Source organism: Streptomyces sp. 840.1, assembly GCF_003751445.1.
Classification (GTDB): Bacteria; Actinomycetota; Actinomycetes; order Streptomycetales; family Streptomycetaceae; genus Streptomyces.
On the sequence record NZ_RJUU01000002.1, the window covers coordinates 783996 to 804857 of the forward strand.

Consider the following 20862-nt stretch of genomic DNA (forward strand, 5'->3'; position numbering starts at 1 on the left):
CATCGGTCCGCGCCCAGCCTATCGATGTCCGGCGCGGCGGAGGCACGGCGGCACCGCTCGGGGCGTGGAGTTCCGGTGGAATGTGGGGCGCGTGGCGTACCACCGGCGCGAAATTCCCGTGGGCGGGCGGCCCGGGAGGGGGCGGGCGCCCCGCGGCCGGGGCCTTCGTCCGGTCCGGTGGCGGCGTGCTGCCGCACGGAGCGGGGCGAGACAGGCCGGTGCCGGACCGTGCGATCCGGACAGTGCCGCACCGGACGGGGCCCACCTGACGTGGCGTCATGCCGCACGGCCCGTGCCCTCCCCCCGCGGCACGGGAGGGCGACGCCGCGCGTGACCGAGGTCACGCCGTTTCAGGCAGTGGGCGCCCCGGGGGACGCCGGGACGGGCCCGACGGCGTCGAGCGGGCCCCGGCCGTACAGGTCCCGCACCCAGGTGTCCTGGTACACGGTGTCGAGATAGCGCTCGCCCAGGTCGGGTGCCACGGCGACCGCGGTGAGCTCCCGCGCCCCCTGCCCGTTCAGCCAGCCGACCGCGCCGCTCACCACCGTGCCCGTCGAGCCGCCGAAGAGGAATCCCCGCCCTGCCAGCCGGCGGCAGGCACGGATCGTGTCCGCCTCCTCGACCCGGACCACCTCGTCCACGTACGACTCGTCCAGCAGCGGCGGGCGCATGCTCATGCCCAGCCCCGGGATCATCCTGCGGCCGGGTGCGCCGCCGAACGCCATCGAGCCGACGGTGTCCACCGCGACGATCCGCACCGGCAGGCGCAGGTCCCGGAAATAGCGTGCGCAGCCCATCAGGGTTCCGGTCGTCCCCGCGCCGACGAACAGGACGTCCAGGTCCGGGAACGAGCGGGCGATCTCCGGCGCCGTCGTCAGGTAGTGCGCCCGCCAGTTGGCCGGGTTGGAGTACTGGCTCAGCCACACGCACCGTTCGTCGGCGGCGCAGAGACTGCGGACGTAGTCGAGGCGGGCTCCGAGGAAGCCGCCGTTGGCCTCCTCACCGGCCACGCTGCGCACCTCGCTGCCCAGCGCCTCCATCAGCAGCCGCGTCGTGAGGTTGCAGCGCGAGTCCGTCACGCAGATGAACCGGTATCCCTTGCTCGCCGCGATCATGCTCAGCGCGACGCCGAGGTTCCCGGACGAGGACTCGACCAGTACGGAACCGGCTTTCAGTGAGCCGCCGCGCTCGGCGGCCGCCACCATCTCGGCGGCCGCCTTGAGCTTGATCGAGCCGGCGAAGTTGAAACCCTCGCACTTGAGGAGCAGCGAGTGTCCGAAGACCGGCTCCACATCGACGTAGAGATCCTCCTCGTTGAAGTCCTGGGGAACGGATATGACCGACACGACTAACTCCTCCTCCGGGCGGTGTGCTGTCCGTGCTGCGGGGGCGCCTCCGTCACCCGTACCGGCGGCGTTCGTGGAAAAAGTCGTCCACGGTCCGAAGCTCGCCCGAGCGGTCCACCTCGTCGTAGACATGGGCGCCGACCGCGAGGTCGAGCACGCCGAGACCGAAGGGCGAGAACACCGCGGGCCGGTCCGCCGGGACGTCTACCCGCCCGGCCATGACGTCGTCGAGCGTGCCGTCGACGAAGTTCCGGTTGCCCGTGAGCTGTTCGGTCAGATGGGGCGAGGTGCCGGCCCTGAGGCAGTGCTCGATGTCGTCCACGACGTTGGTCGAGGCCAGCAGGACGGACGGGGCGAGGTCCCGCAGCGACACGTGGAGCACCACCGGGTTGTGGTCGAACCACGCCGGGTCGCTGACGTGCGGGGATCCCGCCACGGTCGCGAAGACGACGAGATCGCTCGTACGGATGAGTTCTTGCGGGTCCTGGTGCACGGTGACGGCCGCGGCGCTGCCGGACTGCTCCACGTACACGCGGAATCCGGCCGCGCTCTCCGCGGACACGTCGTACACCCCGATGTCGTCGAACGACCAGCCGGAGCCTTCGAGGTAGGTGTGGATGTACCGGGCGATCAGGCCGGTTCCGAAGAACCCGACGCGGGTCGGCCGGGGGCGGCCCCGGCTGAGCCGGTCGGCGGCCGACGCCGCAGATGCCGCCGTCCTCGTCGCGCTGATGATCGAGCTCTCCAGGCAGGCGAACGGGTATCCGGTGTCAGGGTCGTTGAGGATCAGGACGGCCGAGGCCCGGGGCACGCCCGCGGCCACGTTGCCGGGGAAGCTGGCGATCCACTTCAGCCCGTCCACCCTCGCCTCGCCGCCCAGCGAGGCGGGCAGCGCGATCATCCTGGCGGTCGGGCGGTCCGGGAAGCGCAGGAACGAGGAGGGCGGGTTCACCGTCCGGCCCGATCCGTGCAGCCGGTAGGCCGCCTCGACCACGTCCACGATGTCCTTCTCGCGCCCCTCCAGGGCGCGCCGGACCTGGCCGCCGGGGATCACCGCGAACGAGGGCACGGGGATCTCGCCGGTCGGGGTGTGACCGCTCGTGCGGTCTCGGTCGGTGTTCATCGCTGCCCCGCCCCGGCCGTCGGCGGGCAGGTGTCCAGCCGGGTGGGCGAGGCCATCGCGACGACCACGTCGCGCGGTCCCTCGTAGGCCTCCCGGCTGTGCGCGGTGCGGATGTTGTCGACGAGCAGCAGATCACCCGCCTGCCACGGCAGACGCACGGTGTGGTCCGCGTAGACGGAGCCGATGAGCCGGACGGCCTCCTCGTCGAGCGGCTCGCCGTCGCCGTACCGGGTGTTGAACGGCAGTCCGGCGGGCCCGTACTCGTCGATCAGGTACTCCCGCACCTCGGGCGCGAGCGTCCATTCGTTGAGGAAGGCGATCTGGTTGAACCAGCAGCGCTGTCCGCCGGCCGGGTGGCGCACCACCGCGCTGCGGCGCTGCGTGGTGCGCAGTGCGCCGTCGGGCTGCCAGTCCCAGTCGATGGCGTGGGCGCGGCAGTAGCTCTCCACGGCATCGCGGTCGGCGGTGCCGAACGCCTCGGACACGGTGGCCCCGATCTCGTCGTTGTAGCTGCGGTCCAGCAGCCAGCCCTCCCGCTCGAACCGCTCGGCGAGGTGGCGGGGCAGGGCGTCGAGTACGGTCGCCGCGTCGGCCAGGCAGATGGCTCCGCCGCTGGTGGGCCCGGTGAGACAGGCGAAGAGCAGCAGTCCGGGGAAGCCGAGCGTGTAGCTCAGCTCATGGTGCATGCACATCGGCTGGTTCGGGGGCCAGGGAGACGCGGAGTGCACTCCGGGGGCGTAGGTCTCCCTGGGCGCGAAGGCCTCCCGCTCCGTCACCGGTTCGAGGGCCAGGTGGGCCAGGACCGCCGCGACGTCCGCCGTGTCGCGGAGCCCCAGTCCGCGGATCAGGACCGCGCCGTGCGCGAGGAGTTCGGCGCGCAGCCGTTCGCGGGCACCGTCGGCCCAGCGGGCCGGGTCCTGGGCGTCCGGGACCCGCAGCACCGGGGGGCGGCCGGGGTGGCCGGACTCCGTTCGCGGGCCGAGCGGTGAGGTTGTCGTTTCGGGTGCGGTGGTTGTTTCGATGGAGGTCATGTCACTCTCCTCGAGGTGGTGATCGGTTCACCGGGCAGCGCGTTCGTCCACGAGCGCGGCCAGATCGGTCAGTACGGGGTGGCGGACGAGGTCCTTGAGCGAGACCTCCCGGTCCAGGGAGATCACGACGCCGACCGCCGACAGCGAGGTGCCGCCCCGGTCGAAGAAGTTGTCCCGCCGTCCCAGCCGGTCCTGCGGTACCCCGAGCGCCCGGGACCAGGCCGCTGCCAGCCGCCGCTCGGTGCGCGTGCGGGGGAGGGCCTCGCTCCCGGGGTCGCCGGGTGCTCCGGACTCCGCCGCGAGGCGGGTCAGTTCGGCCCGGTCGATCTTTCCGTTCGCGGTCAGTGGCAGGGCCTCCCGCCAGTGGACGGCGGCCGGAACCATGTACGCGGGCAGCGTCTCGGCGAGGCGTTCGGCGACGGAGCCGTCCGGCGGCGGCTGTGTGCCGCTGCAGAAGGCGATCAGCCGCCTCGCCCGGCCTGCCGCCTCTCCGGTCACCACGACGGCGCCGTCGCGCACGCCCGGGACCGCCAGCAGCGCGTTCTCTATCTCGCCGGTCTCGACGCGGAAGCCGCGGATTTTCACCTGGTTGTCGCGGCGGCCGAGGAATTCCAGCTGTCCGTCGGGGAGCCAGCGGCCGTAGTCCCCGCTCAGGTGCATCCGCTCCCCGGGGCGGTGCGGATCGGGCAGGAAGGCGGCCCGGGTCCGCTCGGGGTCGTTGATGTATCCGCGGCCCACGCAGATCCCGGAGAAGGCGATCGCGCCGGTGGCGCCCAGCGGCACCGGGTTCCGGTGCTGGTCCAGGAGGTACATGCGTGCGTTGCCGACCGGGCGCCCGATCGGCACCCCGTCGGTATCCGGCAGCCGGTGCATGAGCGCGTGGGTGGTGTCGTCGGACGTCTCGGTCAGCCCGTAGGCGTTGACGAGCACTGTTCCGGGGCGGGCCCTGAACCAGCGCCGGACCAGGTCCTTCTTCAGCGCCTCGCCGGTGACTGAGAGACAGCGCAGGTCGGGTAGTTCGCGTGGGTGCCGTTCCAGGAGGGCCAGGACGGCATCGAGGTAGGACGGCACCACCTGGACCACGCCCGCCCGGCCATCGGCCAGCGTGTCGAGGAAGCGCCGGACGTCCAGGACGTCCTCCTGGCCGACCAGCAGGGTGGTTCCGCCGGTGAGCAGGGGGCAGAGCAGCTGCCACAGCGAGATGTCGAAGCACTGCGGGGCGGTCTGGGCGACCACGTCCGACCCGCCGATCCCCAGGTCGTCGATCTTGGCGAGGAGGTGGTTGAGCAGGCCGCCGTGCTCCACCATCGCGCCCTTCGGCTCGCCGGTGGAACCGGAGGTGAAGAAGACGTAGGCCAGATCGCCGGCGCCGACCGGGACTCCGGGATCGGCGTCGGTGCCGGATCCGGTGCCTCCGGGGCGGGGCGCGCAGAGCGGGCCGATGAGCAACGTCCGTACGTCCGGCAGGGAGTTCAGGGCGCGGTCGAGGGTCGCGGTGCTGCCGGACTCGGTGAGCACGAGACCGCAGCCGGCGCGGGTGAGCACGGCGGCGATGCGTCCGGCGGGGAAGTGGGGATCGACGGGGAGGTAGACGCCGCCGGACTTGAGGATCGCGAGGACGCCGGCCATCCATTCCAGGCTCCGTCCGGCCACCAGGGCGACGACCCCCTCCCTGGTCAGCCCCGCGTCCAGCAGGGCGTGTGCCAGCCGGTTGGCACGGGTGTTGAGCTCGCGGTACGTCCACCGCCGGTCGCCGTGGACGGCCGCGACGCTGTCCGGATGAGCGCGGACCCGCTGTTCGAACAGCTCGTGGAAGCGGAGACCGGGCAGCTCGCGGTACGGCCCCGCGAGCCCGTCGAGCTGCAGGCGGAGTTCGCCGGGCGACAGCAGACTCTGCCGGCCGTGCTCCGCCTCGGGGCCGGCGGCGATCAGCCGCAGCGCGGCGAGGTGGTAGCCGGCGATGCGGGTGGCGGCCTCCTCGTCGAGCGCCTCGGTCCGGTAGCGCAGCCGCAGTACGGTCCGGCCGTCGCGGCGCGGGAACCCGACGCTGAAGACGGTGTCCGGCGCCGGTTCGCCGCCGCCGGCCGGATCGAAGACCGCCTCCGGTACCGCCGTGGGGAGCCGCAGTCGCCGGCCGAGCGCCTCCACCGGGAACCGCCGGTGGGCCAGCAGCTCCGCCTCGGTGCGATCCGCGTGGCGCAGGAGCGCCCGCCAGGACACGCAAGCGGTCGTCAGCCGGCAGGGCAACGGCCCGACGCCCGAGGCGGGGACGTACCCCGTCGTGACACCGGGTTCGCCGGACAGCGCGGCGAGGACCTTGGCGTGGGCGGCCAGGAGCGGCGCGGTGGGTGAGAGGCCCATCGACCGGGCCAGCGCGTCCAACTCCGTGACCAGGGCGTCCGGGACGGCTTCCTCGACCGCCGCGGTGCCCGCCGCCGGGCTGCGCGTCCACCTCGGGACGGCGGTGGACCCGCCGGCGGTCAGCACCTCGCGCCAGTACTCGGCACCGGTGCGTGCGGTCGTGTTCATCGTGCCGCCTCCTCGCTCCGGGCGCTGCCCGGCCGGATCTGGCGTGCGGGGTTTCCGCCCCACAGCGCGTTGCGGGGGACCGACTCGCCCTTCATCAGGAAGGAGTCCGGAGCGAGGGCGGCCCCGTCGTCGATCGTCACGCCGTAGTGCACGAAGGCGCCGACGCCGAGGGTGCAGTGCGAGCCGATCGTGGTGGTGGCGGACTTGAAGGTGCCGTCCTCCTGCGAGTGGCACTGGACGACGCTGCCGGCGTTGAGCGTGGCGTGGTCCCCGATGGTGACCATCGTGCGTTCCGTCAGGTAGCAGCCGTCGTCGAAGACCTCGCGCCCGATCCGGACGCCGAGCGACCGCCAGACGAGACTCTTGAACGGTGTCCCGTTGAAGATCTGGAGGTACGTCTCGGACGGCACCTTCCAGAAGCGTTCGCGCCGCCAGAAGCGCGGGTCGTAGATCGAGCAGAACAGCGGGCCCGGCGCGTGGAACACCGTGACGAGGCGTTCGACGAGAACGAAGTACCCGGCGCTGACGACGACGAGGAGCACATTGCCCAGCGCGACGGCCGAGGCGCCCACCGAGGTGTAGAGCTCCGCGGCACCCGACATCACCAGGGTGACCACGAAGGCGTAGAACCACCGAACCAGCAGGTACAGCCCCATGGAGGCGGCGTTGTGCCTGTTCTTGGCCGCCAGGCCGCTGCGCAGGGTCTCGCCGCTCTTCATACGGTCGAAGCTGCTGTCGCGCCGGACCGACCGGGGGATCTCGAAGCTGGGTGAGCCGAGGAGACCGACGCCCTCCCGCGTCCGCCCGTCGACCGGGACCATGACCTTGGTCGCCAGCAGACAGTTGTCCCCGACCCTGCTCCGCGCGGGGAAGGCGATCCTGTTGCCGAGGAAGCTGTGCGCCCCGATGGCGGCCCGGGACACCCGGAACGAGGTGCTGGAGAACTCGGCGTTGTTGATCGACAGCCCGTCGGCCACCATCGTGCCCGTTCCGACCAAGCTCAGGTACGGCGTCTCGTGCTTGACCTCGGTACCGAAGTTCGAACCGGTCTGCTCGACCCGGGAGAGGTCGTAGCCGAGCAGGCGCAGGTAGGGGACGATGCCGGAGCTGTCACCGAACAGGCGGGTGAGGAAGCGCCGGTTGGTCAGCAGGGTGATCGCGCGGTGCACCCCGTAGTGGAAGCCGTAGAGCGGATAGACCTTGTCCGGTCGGATGGTGCGGCTGAGCAGCCGGGGCACGGTGGCGAGCAGCAGGAAGGCGAGCGGCACGATCACGAAGAGCAGTACGAACGAGGCCGCCAGGGTGTCGCGGTAGAAGGCCCAGGTGGTGAGGACGCTGGGCCCCGGGTCCAGCACCGCCGAGAGCTGCGGCGCCCCGGCGAGCAGCATGCCGAGGCCGCCGACGGCCAGCGGCAGGTACACCAGGAGCGCGCTCAGCAGCTGGGTGCCGCTGTGGACCGCACGGCGCAGGGTGCCGCAGACCACAGCTCCCACCACCTGGTACTCCGCCCCGGCGGGCTCCGCCGGCGAACCGTGCCAGTGCTCGCCCGCGGGCACGGACTGGCCCCGGTGCAGGGCGGAGGCGTGGGCCAGGCGGGCGCCGTCGCCCATGGATGTCCCGATGTCGAGCACCGAGGCCTCGGCGACGACCACGTCCCTGCCGAGGGTCACGGTGCCGGTCTGGATCAGCCCGTCATGGGCGCGGTAGCAGGAGAGGAACGAGTCCTTGCGGACGACGGAGGAGTCCCCGACGGTCAGCAGGTCGGTGCAGAGGGGGACGTTGCGGGAGAAGATCACCACGCCCTTCCCGATCCTCGCGCCCAGCGCCCTGAGGTAGAGCGTGTACAGCGGCGACCCGGCGAACAGGACGAGCGGGTCGGCGCGGACGAGTGTCCGGACGATCCAGAACCGGACGTACGCCAGGCTCCAGATCCGGATCTCCTGGGGCCTCCAGCGCCCGACGAGTACCCACTTCGTGGCGATCGGCAGCACCGAGAGCCCCAGCAGGGCCCCGGCGCCGAACACGACCGAGCGGAGGTAGCCCGAGAGCACGCCGGACCCGGCGGATATCCACTCGTAGCCCCGGACGGTGATGGACGCGATGAGGCACGAGTAGGCGACGAAGGACAGGAGCTGCAGCGCCCCGCACACCCGGTACCGGGCCCGGCCCGTGGGGGCCGGCGGCGCGGGAGCGGAGTCCCTGCCCGCCGAAGGCGCGGCGACGGGCAGGGACTTTGCCGGCGAAGGGTCCGCGGTGGGGGAGGAGGGCGCGGGGGGAGCCAGCGCGGACGCCAGTGCGCCGGCCGTGGGGTGTGCGTAGACGTCCCGCATCGAGACCGCCGGCAGGTCCGCGCGCTTGCGCACCCGTGCGCAGAAGTGGGCCATCATCAAGGAGTCGGCGCCCAGGTCGTCGAAGAAGTGACTGTCCGCCGCCACCCGGTCGAGGTGCAGTACATCCGCGAGAACGTCCGCGAACTCCGCTTCGGCACTCCGGGGGACGACAGCGGCGCCGTCGTGGGGCGCGGCCTCCCGGAGGTCCGGTGGCAGTGTGGCGACTCGCTTTCCTGACATGGGGGCTCCCTGCGCGGCGATGGCTCACCGGTGACGCACGGTGACGCGACCCGTGGCGGGCTGCTCTCGGTGCCGAATGGGCCCGATGCGAGCGGCGCTCGGTGGCTCTATGAGGAATTCGAGGCCAACGAGGGGGAGGATTGCCCTATTTAGAAGAAATCTCATATTTCGCCCATGGCTGCGCAAGCGTGGTCGCTTCCGTACCGGGTGTCGGCTGTGTGTTCGACGCTTCTCCGGACCGTACGATGGCCGCCATGCGAAACCGCCCGATCCCCGGCAGTTCCGGACTCGTCCGGCCCATGGGCCTGCTCGGTGACCCCGTGCTGCACGGGGCCTGTGAGCCCGTCACGGACTTCGGGCCCTCACTTGCCCGGCTGGTCGAGGACATGTACGCCACGATGTACGCGGCGAACGGTGTCGGGCTCGCGGCCAACCAGATCGGCGTCGCACTGAGGGTGTTCGTCTATGACTGTCCCGACGACGAGGACGTCCGGAACCTGGGGCACCTCGTCAACCCCGTGCTCGTCGAGGCCGACGGGATCACCGTGCGGGGCCCGGAGGGCTGCCTCTCGCTGCCGGGCATCGAGGCCGGCACGCCCCGGTTCGACCACGCGGTCGTCGAGGGGGTCACGATCGGGGGCGAGCCGGTGCGGGTCAGCGGCACCGGCTTCTTCGCCCGCTGCCTCCAGCACGAGTGCGACCACCTCGACGGCACCGTCTACACCGACCGGCTGACCGGCCTGCGACGGACCCGGGCGCTGCGCGCGGCCCGCCGGGCGCCCTGGGGGCGGACCGGCTGACCGGGCGGCGCCGTTCGCGGCCTCAGAACCCGGGGCCGCCGGGGCGGTCGCCCGCCGCGGCGAGCCGGCCCCACAGGAGATCGGCCAGGCTGCTCACCAACTGGGCGCGCGAGCAGGGGCGTTCACCCAGCCACCAGTCACCCGCCGCGTGCATCATGCCGACGATGCCGTGACCCCAGATCCGGGCCATGACCTGGCTGTCCGGACCGAGGTCCACCCGCTCGGCGATGACCGCGGCGAGCTCTTCGCCCAGCCGGCGCAGCAGCGGGGCCGAGTGGCGTCCCACGTCGAAGCCCTGCTCGGACGAGGGCGCCGCGTCGTCGGACGGATGCATCAGGAAGCGGTAGACCTGCGGGCGGGCCTCGATCGCGGCCAGATAGGTGTCGAGCGTCGCCTCGACCCGGGCGCGCCGGTCGGCGGGGGCGTCGAGTGCGGCGCGCAGGGCGCTGAGCAGTGCGTCGGTGTGCCGTTTCGCGAGGGCGCGGTAGAGGCCGCCCTTGTCGCCGAAGTGCCGGTAGAGGATGGGCTTGGTGATGCCTGCCTCGGCCGCGATGGCGTTCATCGAGGCCCCGGGGCCGTCCCTGAGCACCACGCGGTCGGCGGCCTCGAGCAACTCGCGGCGGCGGCGCTCGGCCGCGGTCCGCTGTCGCTCGGCCTGTCGTGTGGTCTCCATGCTGTTTCTCCCACCCCTGGCCGTGCTTTTCCGTCCTGCCTGCGCAACGTAACACCCTGCCCAGCGGTGCGCGGATCTGCGGCTGACCGGTTGACAGAGGCTACTTGCCGGTAACAGACTGTTGTTACCGCAAGTAACGAATGGTTTTTGACAGCAGTACGTGGAGGGGAAAATGGCCGAGTTCACGCTCGAGCTCAACGACGACCAGAAGCAGGTCCGTGACTGGCTTCACGGCTTCGCCGCGGATGTTATCCGTCCGGCCGCTTCGGAGTGGGACGAGCGTGAGGAAACGCCCTGGCCCGTCATTCAGGAGGCGGCCAAGGTCGGCATCTACTCCCTGGACTTCTACGCCCAGCAGTTCTTCGACCCGACCGGCCTCGGCATCCCGATGGCGATGGAGGAGCTGTTCTGGGGGGACGCGGGCATCGCCCTGTCCATCGTCGGTACGGGCCTGGCGGCCGTCGGCGTCCTCGCCAACGGCACCGAGGAGCAGATAGGCACCTGGATCCCGCAGATGTACGGCGACGCGAACGATGTGAAGGTCGCCGCCTTCTGCTCCTCCGAGCCCGACGCCGGCTCCGACGTCGCCTCGATGCGCACCCGTGCGGTGTACGACGGGGCGAAGGACGAGTGGGTGCTCAACGGCACCAAGACCTGGGCGACCAACGGCGGCATCGCCAACGTCCATGTCGTGGTCGCGGTCGTGGACGCGGAGCTGGGTTCCAAGGGGCACGCATCCTTCATCGTGCCGCCGGGTACCCCCGGGCTCTCCCAGGGCCAGAAGTTCAAGAAGCACGGCATCAGGGCCTCGCACACCGCCGAGGTCGTCCTGGAGGACGTCCGTGTGCCGGGCCACTGCCTGCTCGGCGGCAAGGAGAAGCTCGACCAGCGCATCGCGCGGGCCCGCGAGCGCGCCGCCTCCGGTGGCGGCGAGCGGGTGAAGAACGCGGCGATGGCCACGTTCGAGGCCTCCCGCCCGGCCGTCGGCGCGATGGCGGTCGGCACCGCCCGTGCCGCGTACGAGGTCGCGCTCGACTACGCGAAGACCCGGACCCAGTTCGGCCGCCCGATCATCGACAACCAGGGCATCGCCTTCCAGCTTGCCGACATGCGCACGCGCATCGACGCGGCCCGGCTGCTGGTCTGGCGCGCGTCCTGGATGGCGGCCGCCGGCAAGCCGTTCGAGTCGGCCGAGGGCTCCATGTCCAAGCTGTACGCGAGCGAGACCGCCAAGGAGGTCACCGCCCAGGCCGTCCAGATCCTCGGCGGCAACGGCTTCACCCGTGAGTACCCGGTGGAGCGGATGCACCGGGACGCCGCGATCTACACGATCTTCGAGGGCACCAGCGAGATCCAGCGCCTCGTGATCGCCCGCACGCTGTCGGGGATGCCCATCCGCTGACACCCGGACCGGCCGGCGCGACCGGCCCCCGTCCCCCGGCGCACCGGTGGGGGACGGGGGCCGGTCGTCTGTGCTGTGCTCCTCCGTGCTGGGCGGATGGTGTGCACCTGCCATGCCCCTGTAGATTCCCGGTGAAGATCGTGCCTGGCCGATGGAGGGGAACGCACCATGCTGAAATCCACCGGAGGGCGGGTCCTGGCCGCCGCCGTCGCGGCGTTCGGCCTCGTCGTGGCCGCGCAGGGCACGGCCGCGGCCGCGCCGAAGTCGGTCGGGGCGAGCTTCGGCGGGTACGGCGAGTGGAACCCCGACCCCTCCGGCGGCATCCCCGGCGACTCGATCCGTGCCTGCGACACGAGCGCGGACGGCTGGGGCATCGAGGTGAAGCTCGACATCGGCCGCAACGGGACCTGGGACCGGGTCGCGAGCACCCGCGGTCACAACTCCCCCTACTGCAGCCCGTGGAAGAGCGGCGACATCAAGGAGGGCACGCCCGTGAGCGTCCAGGTGACGAACGTGGACGGCGGCGTCACCTACCCCAAGGGCTCGCTCCTGCTCAGCCACGCCTGAGCCGTCCTCGCGCTGCTTCGGAACCCCGTCGGAACAACCGGCGGACCCCGTCGGAGCCACGCCCGCGCCGCCGGGCGGCCGGTGGCGATCCGGCCGCAGGCCACCCGGCGGCTTCGCCTCAGGCGGGCAGCTGGGCCTCGATGGCCGCGACGAGCTCCGGGGCCTCCGGCTCGGTGGCGGGACGGAGCCGGGCGACCGGCTCGCCCGCAGGGGAGAGCAGGAACTTCTCGAAGTTCCACTTCACGTCACCGGCTTCGCCGTCGGCGTCCGCGAGCTTCGTCAGCTCCGTGTAGAGAGGGTGCCGGCCCGCGCCGTTGACGTCCGTCTTGGCGAGCAGCGGGAAGCTCACCCCGTACGTCGCGGAGCAGAACGCCTGGATCTCCTCGGAGCTGCCGGGCTCCTGGCCGGCGAACTGGTTGCACGGCACGCCGAGCACGGTGAAGCCCCGGTCCCCGTAAGTCTTCTGCAGCCGCTCCAGGCCGGCGTACTGAGGGGTCAGCCCGCACTTGGAGGCGACGTTCACCAGCAGGACGGCCTGGCCACGGTAGGCGCCGAGGGTGGTCGGCTCGCCGGTCAGGGTGTGGAGGGGAATGTCGTACAGCGTCATGAGGGTCTCCTAGTAAATGGCTTTCACAGCCATTCTTACGCCGACAGGTCCCCACTTATACCCACAGGGCCATCGGGCTTGTGCCCACAGGTTCATCGGGACGAAGCCGCTCGCACGGCCGTCCGGATCGAGCAGCCTGCCCAGGTTCTCGCCGATCGCCGTGACAGGCCCTAGGACAGGTGCTGGGAGCCGCCCAGCGCGGAGCGCCGGGACGCCGACGGCGCCTCCTGCCGCGAGCGGTTCAGGCTCGTCAGCCGCCAGACGCTGCCCTCCGTGTGACTGCGGGTGACCAGATGGGCCCGGGTCGCCGTGATGCCGGGGATCGTGCCGAGCCGGTCCACGATGCAGCGCGAGAGCGCCCCGAAGCCGGTGGCCATGGCCGAGATCCGCAGGTCCCGGCCGCCTGCGGTGTGCTTCACGGCATCCTGGTGGTGATGAAGGACGGCGTCGTCTACAGGGACGTCGACGGGTTCGCCGCCTGAGCCTGGGCCTGAGCGGCGCCGGCCGGGCCGACCGCCTTGTAGTAGTACGTGGTGGCCCTGAGGACGCCCGCCGGGTCGGCGGCGTAGCCGGGGACGGAGCCGCACGCGGTCCAGCCCGCCGAGCGGTAGAGCCGCTCGGCGGCGCTGCCGCTCTCGGTGTCCAGGACGAGCAGGGTGACGCCGTCCCCGGCCGAGGTCCGTTCGACCGCGTCCAGCAGCCACCGGCCCAGGCCCCGGCCCTGCGCGGACGGACGGACCATCAGCTTGGTGACCTCCGCGCGATGGCGGGCGTTGGGCAGCGGTGCCCGCACCAGGCCGATGGTCCCGGCGATCCGCTCACCGTCCCGGGCGATCCAGACCTGAAGGCGCCCCGCCGACACGGACGCGGCCTGCTCCCGCCACCAGTCGGCCGACGCGCCCCGGTCCAGTGGCGCGAGGAATCCCACGGAGGACCCGCCGTCCACGATCTCCACCAGGAGGGCGGCCAGCTCATCGGCGTACGTGACCAGTTCGGGTCCGGACACCTGGACGATCTCGGTCATGCGACAGGTCCTTTCAGGGCAGAACGATCATCAGTGCGTAACGGACCCCCGCCGGGCCCGGACAGTGGAAACGTGAAGGGCCGCGGAGCCGGAAGCGCAGACAGTCGCCGGTGCGCACGGTGTGCACGGTCTCGTCCACGGTGATCTCGACCGTCCCTTCCAGGACCCAGATGTGCTGCTCCAGGCCGGCAACGGGCGGGTTCTCGTACGCGATCGACGCACCCGCACCGAGCACTCCCTCGACGAGCTCCGCACGCAGCCCGGGGTGCGGAGGCGAAACGGACCGGCGTACGAAACCGGACTCCTCGTCGCGCCAGACCGTCTGGCGCCCGGCGGGCACCAGGTGCACGGGCTCCGCCTCCACCTCCAGCAGCAGCCGGGACATGGTCCGCCCGTGGACCGTGCACAGCCGCCCGAGCAGGGCCGCGGTCGGGCTCAGCTCGCCGCGCTCCAGCCGCGAGAGCGTCGAGCGGCTCACCCCCGTACGGTGCGCCAGCTCCTCCAGGGACCAGCCGCGCCCGGCACGGAGTTCGGCCAGCCGTGCCGCGAGCCGGGCGTCCACGGTGTCCGGCCCGACGCTCTCCATCTCTCTCACAGGAGAGACCATATCTCTGATCCGGGATGCGCTGTTTAGGTCCGCGACGGCGGGCTCAGCAGGACGAGGGTGTCGCCCCGGACCGGCTCGGCCGTGCCTGGGCCGGTCACCGGTGTGAGCCGGCCGGCCGCACTCACCACGAAGAGCAGCTCGTGCCCGGCCGGCACCCCGCCGTCGAAGGGCCGGTTCACCACCCGCGCCCCGGCCTCGTACCTGCGGGTCAGTTCGGGGCCGGTGAGCCCCGGTCCGAACAGCGCCTCACCACCCGTGTACGGGGCCACCACGCCGTGGCTCGCCGACGGGGGACGGAGCCGGTGGACCGGGCCCTCCACGGTCTCGCGGAGCGTCATCGAGGCGAGCGCGTTGAAATCGTCCTCACCGGTCAGCAGCAGTACACCGCTGATCCCCTCGAGCTCCGCTCCGGCGCCGGTGGCCGACGCCAGCAGCTCACCGGGAGCCAGTTTCAGTCCCGCCTCCTCGATCCGCGCCCGCTCGGGAGCGGCGCCCGCCCACATCAGGACGTCCGGCCCCGCCGAGCGCAGCGCACACGCCAGGTCGACCGTCCACGGAGCGCCGCCCACCAGCAGCGGCCTCGACCTCGCGGGGCGCAGCACCCCCAGCCTCCGGGCCACCGGGAACGCCGTCAGGCCGTAGAGCGTGACCGTGGCGACGATCACCACGAAGGTGGCCGGGAGGATGCGCTCGGCGCCGCCGACGCCCCTGTCGACCAGGGTGGCGGAGAACGTGGAGGCGGTGGCCGCGGCGACGATGCCCCGGGGGGCCATCCAGCCGGTGAACCACCTTTCCCCGCGCGGCACATCGGTCCCGAGCGTCGCGAGGTGCGCCACCGCGGGCCTGGTCACCAGGACGAGCAGCGCGACCAGCGCCAGCGAGGGCAGCACCACGTGCCGCAGCGAGGCGGGAGTGACCGTGGCCGAGATGGAGATGAAGAGCAGACCGATGGTGAGCGAGACCAGCGTGTCGAAGAAGGGCCGCCGCGCCGGGACGTCCGGGCCGGGCAGATTGGCGACGGCCATCCCCATCACGACGGCGGAGATCAGCCCGGTGTCGTCGCGCAGCGCGTCGCACGCCGCCGCAACGCCGATCACGGCGGCGAACTGCACCGACGTACCCAGCTCCTCGCTCAGCCGCACCCGGCTCAGCAGCAGCCACAGCAGACACGCCCCGACCGCACCGCCGGCCACGCCCACTGCGGCGCTGGCGGCGAACCCCGCCACCTGATGCCCGAACCCCGGCCGGCCGCCCGCGAGTACACCGTGGAAGACCAGCGCCCCCAGGATCCCGCCGACCGGGTCGATCAGGGAGCCCTCCCAGATCAGAATGCGCCGCAACCGCTCGCTGGGGCGGACGAAATTGAGCAGCGGCCCGACGACCGTCGGACCGGAGACAACCAGGATCGACGCGAGCATCACGGCCGCGGGCCTCGACATGTCCAGTACCGGCATGGCGAACAGGGCGGCGGACACCACCGTCAGCAGCGTCCCGATCCAGAGCAGCCTGATCACGACACGGCGGTTGTGCCCCTTGAGCCTGCTGATGTCCAGCCCCAGCCCGGCGTCGTAGAGGATCACCGCCACCGCCAGCGACACCAGCGGGGAGAACGCGGAGCCCAGCAGCCGCGCCGGATCGACGTCGTCTGTCAGCGCGCCGGCGGCGAACCCCACCGGCAGCAGGACGAGCAGCGCCGGCACCCGCAGCCGGCCGGCCAGCAGCTGTGAACCGACCGCCAGCACCACAATCAGTCCCAGGCCGAGGAACACCTGATCGTCCGTCATGACCGCGCCTCCTGCGGTGGGAGCGCCGGGCCGGCGCTTCCGCCCCGTGGATCACCCCGCGCGACCACCCTCCGTGGCGGCGAACGGCAGAGGGGGAAGGGCTCGCACCGGGGAGCGGCCGAGTCCGCCGCTGTCCGCCGGACGGGCTAACGGGGTGCTGCCTCCGGACGGCGCCGGCGCCCGCGCTCCTCCCGCGACGGTCACGAGCGGCTGTCGTCCCAGGGCGTGCCCATCCAGCTGTCGAAGGAGCGGATCAACGCCGCCAGGGCGGCCGCCAGCCGCCAGTCGACCCACGGCGCGTGCACATGGATCTCGTCGTCGTCCGACCGGAACTCCAGCGGGACCTCCTCGCCCGCCCGCCAGATGACGCGCCGGGGCCCACGGGCCACATCGCCGCCGCCGGACAGGACGCTGCCCACTGCGATGGCCACCTGGACGGGGAACAGCAGCCACCACACGTACCACCAGAAGATCCGGCCCTTGTATCCGACAGCTTCGGGGCAGCCGGTCTGGGTGACCGTCCAGCGGGTCCGCAGCCCCCGGCCGTACATCGCCCTCTCACGGAGGATCGTTCCGATGGGCCCGCCCTGCCCGTCCAGCACCTGGTACATGGACACGCCCTCGGCCGAGGAGGCGGTGACGAGTGCGGCGAGCCGGGAGCGGCGCTCGGGATCGGCCCACAGAACGAAGGAGCGGACACCCTCCTTCCGGGCCGCGAGGTACGCCGGTATCCCGCCCGGCGGCAGTTCGCGCTCCACGTGCGCGACCGGCCGTCCGACGCCTTCCGGCGTGTCGGCGAAGGAGACGAAATGCCCGACGGGGCGGACCGTTCCCGGCGCGGCCGCCTTCTTGTCCCGGGGGACGGACTGCAATGTCAGGACGCTGGTCACCTGCGGACTCCTCCGGATACGGGGCGGGAAGTCGCAGAGTAGTCCGGGGGCTTGAGAAGATCGACGGGTGGAGTCTCCCGAACCCTTCCCCGGATCCGGTCCCGAACCGCTGCCCGAGGCCGAGCGGGCGGCGGCCCGTCGCACCGTGCGCTGCCGGCTGTGCGGACGCCCCCTCACCGGCACGGCCTCACGCCGCACCGGCCTCGGCCCCGCCTGCGACGCCAAACTCCACCCGGCTCCGCCCGACATCCGTACCCGCCGCCACGAGGTCGAACAGGACCCGCTGCCCGGCACCTGACCCCGGCCCGTCAGGAGGGCTGCTCGTCCAGCCGCCGGAACAGCCCCTCCTGCACCACCGACACCAGCAGATTCCCGCCTCGGTCGTAGATCCGGCCGCGTGCCAGACCGCGCCCGCCCGTCGCCACCGGTGACTCCTGGTCGTACAGGAACCACTCGTCCGCCCGGAACGGACGGTGGAACCACATGGCGTGGTCCAGGCTCGCCATGTCGAAGCCCCGCGGCCCCCACAGCGGTTCGACCGGGATGCGCACCGCGTCCAGCAGCGTCATGTCACTCGCGTACGTCAGCGCGCAGGTGTGCACGAGCGGGTCGTCGCCGAGCGGGCCGACCGCACGCATCCAGACCGCGCTGCGCGGCTCCGCATCCGTGATCTCCTCCCGCGTCCAGCGCAGCCGGTCGACATAGCGGATGTCGAAGGGCTGGCGCCGCGCCATCCGCTCCAGCGCCTCGGGCAGCGAGCCCAGATGGTCGCGCACCTCCTCGGCGACGGTCGGCAGCTCCTCCGGATCCGGCACCACCCGCGCCGGGGGCAGCTGGTGCTCGATGCCCGCCTCCTCGGGGCGGTGGAAGGACGCCGTCAGGTTGAAGATGGTCCGCCCCTGCTGGACGGCCGTCACCCGGCGGGTGGTGAAGGACCGGCCGTCCCTGACCCGCTCGACGTCGTAGACGATCGGGACTCCCGGCCGGCCGGGGCGCAGGAAGTAGGCGTGCAGCGAATGGACCGGCCGGTCGCCGTCGGTGGTGCGGCCGGCCGCCACCAGGGCCTGCCCGGCCACCTGCCCGCCGAAGACCCGTTGCAGGGACTCGTGCGGGCTGCGGCCTCGGAAGATGTTGACCTCGATCCGCTCCAGATCGAGCAGGTCCACCAGGCGTTCGGCGGGGTTCGTCATGCTGTTCGTCTCCACTCTCGCTGCTGCGCCGCCACTGCGGACGTGCTCACAACTGGCCCACGGAGGTGACCCGGAGCACCGCCCGGCCCTCCTCGTCGGACGCGGCCAGGTCGACCTCGGCGCTGATGCCCCAGTCGTGGTCGCCGCTCGGGTCGGCGAACGTCTGACGGACCCGCCACAGGCCGTGCTCGGCGTCCTCGTCGATCTTCAGCAGCTTCGGGCCCCGGGCGTCCGGACCGGTGCCCAGCTCCTCGTGCTCGTCCCAGTACGCGTCCATCGCCTCGCCCCACGCGTCCTCGTCCCAGCCCGCGTCGCCGTCCAGCTCACCGAGATCGCGGACCCGGTCCAGCGCGGCCAGCTCGACCCGGCGGAACATCGCGTTGCGCACCAGCACCCGGAAGGCGCGGGCGTTCGCCGTGACCGGCTTGACCTCGTCGGCCCGCTCCTGCGCCTGCTCGGCCGTCTCCACCTCGGGATTGGCGAGCTGTTCCCACTCGTCGAGCAGACTGGAGTCCACTTGGCGGACCATCTCGCCGAGCCAGGCGATCAGGTCCTCCAGGTCCTCGGACTTGATGTCGTCCGGGATGGTGTGTTCCAGCGCCTTGTACGCGCCCGCGAGATACCGCAGTACGATGCCCTCGGTCCGGGCCAGCTCGTAGTTCGAGGTGAACTCCGTGAACGTCATGGCGCGTTCGTACATGTCGCGCACCACCGTCTTGGGCGAGACCGGGTGGTCGCCCACCCACGGGTGGCTCTGCCGGTAGACGTCGTACGCGTGCCACAGCAGTTCGCTCAGCGGCTTCGGGTACGTGACGTCCTGGAGGAGCTCCATCCGCTCCTCGTACTCGATGCCGTCGGCCTTCATCTGCCCGACCGCCTCGCCGCGCGCCTTGTTCTGCTGGGCGGCGAGGATCTGCCGGGGGTCGTCGAGCGTCGACTCCACCACCGAGACCATGTCCAGCGCGTACGAGGGGGAGTCGGCGTCCAGCAGCTCGAACGCGGCGAGCGCGAACGTGGACAGCGGCTGGTTCAGCGCGAAGTTCTGCTGGAGGTCGACGGTCAGCCGCACGATGCGGCCCTCCGCGTCCGGGGTTTCGAGCCGCTCCACCACGCCGCCGTCCAGCAGCGAACGGTAGATGGCGATCGCCCGGCGGATGTGGCGCAGCTGGGCCCGGCGCGGCTCGTGGTTGTCCTCCAGCAGGTGGCGCATCGCCTCGAAGGCGTTGCCGGGACGCGCGATGACCGACAGCAGCATGGTGTGCGTGACCCGGAAGCGCGAGGTCAGCGGCTCCGGGTCGGACTGGATCAGCTTGTCGAACGTGCTCTCCGACCAGGACACGAAGCCCTCGGGCGCCTTCTTGCGGACGACCTTGCGCTTCTTCTTCGGGTCGTCGCCGGCCTTCTTGACCGCCTTCTCGTTCTCCACGACGTGCTCGGGGGCCTGCGCGACGACGAACCCCGCCGTGTCGAAGCCGGCCCGGCCGGCGCGGCCGGCGATCTGGTGGAACTCGCGGGCGCGCAGCGTGCGTACCCGGGTGCCGTCGTACTTGGTGAGCGCGGTGAACAGCACTGTGCGGATGGGGACGTTGACACCCACGCCGAGCGTGTCCGTACCGCAGATGACCTTGAGCAGGCCCGCCTGCGCGAGCTTCTCCACGAGCCGTCGGTACTTCGGCAGCATGCCCGCGTGGTGCACCCCGATGCCGTGGCGTACGTAACGGGAGAGGTTCTGGCCGAACTTGGTGGTGAAGCGGAAGTTGCCGATGAGATCGGCGATCTTCTCCTTCTCCTCCTTGGTGCACATGTTGATGCTCATCAGCGACTGCGCCCGCTCGACGGCCGCCGCCTGCGTGAAGTGCACGATGTAGACCGGCGACTGCCGGGTGTCCAGGAGCTCGGTGATCGTCTCGGTGATCGGCGTCAGCCGGTACTCGTAACTGAGCGGGACCGGGCGCGTCGCCGAGCGCACCACGGAGGTGGGCCGGCCGGTGCGGCGGGTCAGGTCCTCCTCGAACATCCTGACGTCACCGAGGGTGGCGGACATCAGGACGAACTGGGCCTGCGGCAGCTCCAGGATCGGGATCTGCCAGGCCCAGCCCCGGTCCTGCTCCGCGTAGAAGTGGAACTCGTCCATCACGACCTGGCCGATGTCCGCGTACTTCCCGTCACGCAGGGCGATGGAGGCCAGTACCTCGGCCGTGCAGCAGATCACCGGGGCGTCGGCGTTGACCGAGGCGTCGCCGGTGAGCATCCCGACGTTCTCCGTGCCGAACAGCTTGCACAGGTCGAAGAACTTCTCCGAGACCAGCGCCTTGATCGGCGCGGTGTAGAACGTGACCTTGTCCTGGGCCAGGGCTGTGAAGTGCGCACCGGCCGCGACGAGGCTCTTCCCGGAGCCGGTGGGGGTGGAAAGGATCACGTTGGCCCCGGAGACCACCTCGATCAGCGCCTCCTCCTGAGCCGGATAGAGGGTGATGCCCTGCGTCTCGGTCCATGACGAGAATGCCTCGAAGAGGGCGTCGGGGTCGTCGGTCGGGGGCAGCTGATCGATTAGGGTCACGCCCCCATCTTGCCTGCCTTCCGCCCGGATGAGGGAACCGGACGACAGCACGAAGATCACGGACGATACGCTTCCCCCTCAACTCGACGACAGCGCAACGACGGTGGCCCGAGCACGGGCGGGGTGACATCTGTCGGGGCGTTTGCCGGGTCACCGGGC

At 71.7% G+C, this 20862-nt stretch carries 18 protein-coding genes; 4 read left to right on the forward strand and 14 right to left on the reverse strand.

Annotated elements, in window-relative coordinates:
- Positions 1-350: 350 nt before the first annotated feature.
- From sbnA to EDD93_RS29800, 5 genes are read right to left on the reverse strand one after another with little or no spacing between them, the layout of a single operon-like run.
- Positions 351-1346, reverse strand: a complete 996-nt coding sequence (sbnA, locus tag EDD93_RS29780; protein WP_123528583.1) for a 2,3-diaminopropionate biosynthesis protein SbnA — start codon at positions 1344-1346, stop codon at positions 351-353.
- A gap of 52 nt (positions 1347-1398) precedes the next feature.
- Positions 1399-2469, reverse strand: coding sequence for a 2,3-diaminopropionate biosynthesis protein SbnB (sbnB, locus tag EDD93_RS29785; protein WP_123528584.1), 1071 nt, complete (start codon positions 2467-2469; stop codon positions 1399-1401).
- Positions 2466-3500 (reverse strand): TauD/TfdA family dioxygenase, encoded by a 1035-nt coding sequence (locus EDD93_RS29790; RefSeq protein ID WP_123528585.1) that lies wholly within the window; start codon positions 3498-3500, stop codon positions 2466-2468. The genes sbnB and EDD93_RS29790 overlap by 4 nt, the downstream gene beginning before the upstream one ends.
- Positions 3501-3527: 27 nt before the next feature.
- Complete coding sequence (locus tag EDD93_RS29795) at positions 3528-6029, reverse strand: amino acid adenylation domain-containing protein (protein WP_123528586.1); 2502 nt, start codon at positions 6027-6029, stop codon at positions 3528-3530.
- Complete coding sequence (locus EDD93_RS29800) at positions 6026-8599, reverse strand: Pls/PosA family non-ribosomal peptide synthetase (RefSeq protein ID WP_123528587.1); 2574 nt, start codon at positions 8597-8599, stop codon at positions 6026-6028. The genes EDD93_RS29795 and EDD93_RS29800 overlap by 4 nt, the downstream gene beginning before the upstream one ends.
- A 245-nt stretch (positions 8600-8844) precedes the next feature.
- Here EDD93_RS29800 and def point away from each other — a divergent pair, with 245 nt between their 5' ends.
- Complete coding sequence (gene def / locus EDD93_RS29805; protein ID WP_123528588.1) at positions 8845-9399, forward strand: peptide deformylase; 555 nt, start codon at positions 8845-8847, stop codon at positions 9397-9399.
- A 22-nt stretch (positions 9400-9421) separates the two neighbouring features.
- On the opposite strand, the gene EDD93_RS29810 is transcribed toward def, so the two are convergent.
- A complete protein-coding gene (locus EDD93_RS29810; protein WP_123528589.1) occupies positions 9422-10072 on the reverse strand; it encodes a TetR family transcriptional regulator in 651 nt (216 codons plus the stop codon).
- A gap of 172 nt (positions 10073-10244) precedes the next feature.
- Here EDD93_RS29810 and EDD93_RS29815 point away from each other — a divergent pair, with 172 nt between their 5' ends.
- Positions 10245-11474 carry an acyl-CoA dehydrogenase family protein gene (locus EDD93_RS29815; RefSeq protein ID WP_123528590.1) on the forward strand — a complete coding sequence of 410 codons (1230 nt, stop codon included), beginning with the start codon at positions 10245-10247 and terminating at the stop codon, positions 11472-11474.
- 168 nt (positions 11475-11642) lie between these two features.
- Positions 11643-12041 (forward strand): hypothetical protein, encoded by a 399-nt coding sequence (locus EDD93_RS29820; RefSeq protein ID WP_123528591.1) that lies wholly within the window; start codon positions 11643-11645, stop codon positions 12039-12041.
- Between the two features lie 118 nt (positions 12042-12159).
- Here the strand turns inward: EDD93_RS29820 and EDD93_RS29825 are convergent, their stop codons facing one another.
- The 6 genes from EDD93_RS29825 to EDD93_RS29850 all read right to left on the reverse strand — a co-directional run bounded on the left by EDD93_RS29825 (position 12160) and on the right by EDD93_RS29850 (position 16953).
- Positions 12160-12648, reverse strand: coding sequence for a glutathione peroxidase (locus EDD93_RS29825; RefSeq protein WP_123528592.1), 489 nt, complete (start codon positions 12646-12648; stop codon positions 12160-12162).
- 170 nt (positions 12649-12818) lie between these two features.
- The gene (locus EDD93_RS29830; RefSeq protein ID WP_123528593.1) at positions 12819-13067 is read right to left on the reverse strand and encodes a hypothetical protein; all 249 of its coding nucleotides are present in this window, start codon (positions 13065-13067) and stop codon (positions 12819-12821) included.
- Positions 13068-13099: 32 nt separating this feature from the next.
- A complete protein-coding gene (locus tag EDD93_RS29835) occupies positions 13100-13672 on the reverse strand; it encodes a GNAT family N-acetyltransferase (RefSeq protein ID WP_123528594.1) in 573 nt (190 codons plus the stop codon).
- A 13-nt stretch (positions 13673-13685) separates the two neighbouring features.
- Positions 13686-14258, reverse strand: coding sequence for a helix-turn-helix domain-containing protein (locus EDD93_RS29840; protein ID WP_260256037.1), 573 nt, complete (start codon positions 14256-14258; stop codon positions 13686-13688).
- 44 nt (positions 14259-14302) lie between these two features.
- Entirely contained in the window at positions 14303-16063 is a 1761-nt protein-coding gene (locus EDD93_RS29845) for a sodium:proton antiporter (RefSeq protein WP_123528596.1), read from the reverse strand.
- Positions 16064-16263: 200 nt separating this feature from the next.
- A complete protein-coding gene (locus tag EDD93_RS29850) occupies positions 16264-16953 on the reverse strand; it encodes a hypothetical protein (protein WP_123528597.1) in 690 nt (229 codons plus the stop codon).
- A 67-nt stretch (positions 16954-17020) separates the two neighbouring features.
- On the opposite strand from EDD93_RS29850, the gene EDD93_RS29855 reads away from it, so the two are divergent.
- Positions 17021-17251, forward strand: a complete 231-nt coding sequence (locus EDD93_RS29855) for a DUF6011 domain-containing protein (RefSeq protein ID WP_123528598.1) — start codon at positions 17021-17023, stop codon at positions 17249-17251.
- Between the two features lie 10 nt (positions 17252-17261).
- On the opposite strand, the gene EDD93_RS29860 is transcribed toward EDD93_RS29855, so the two are convergent.
- Positions 17262-18143, reverse strand: a complete 882-nt coding sequence (locus tag EDD93_RS29860) for an acyl-CoA thioesterase II (RefSeq protein ID WP_123528599.1) — start codon at positions 18141-18143, stop codon at positions 17262-17264.
- Between the two features lie 46 nt (positions 18144-18189).
- Positions 18190-20703, reverse strand: coding sequence for an RNA helicase (locus EDD93_RS29865; protein ID WP_123529424.1), 2514 nt, complete (start codon positions 20701-20703; stop codon positions 18190-18192).
- Positions 20704-20862: the final 159 nt, after the last annotated feature.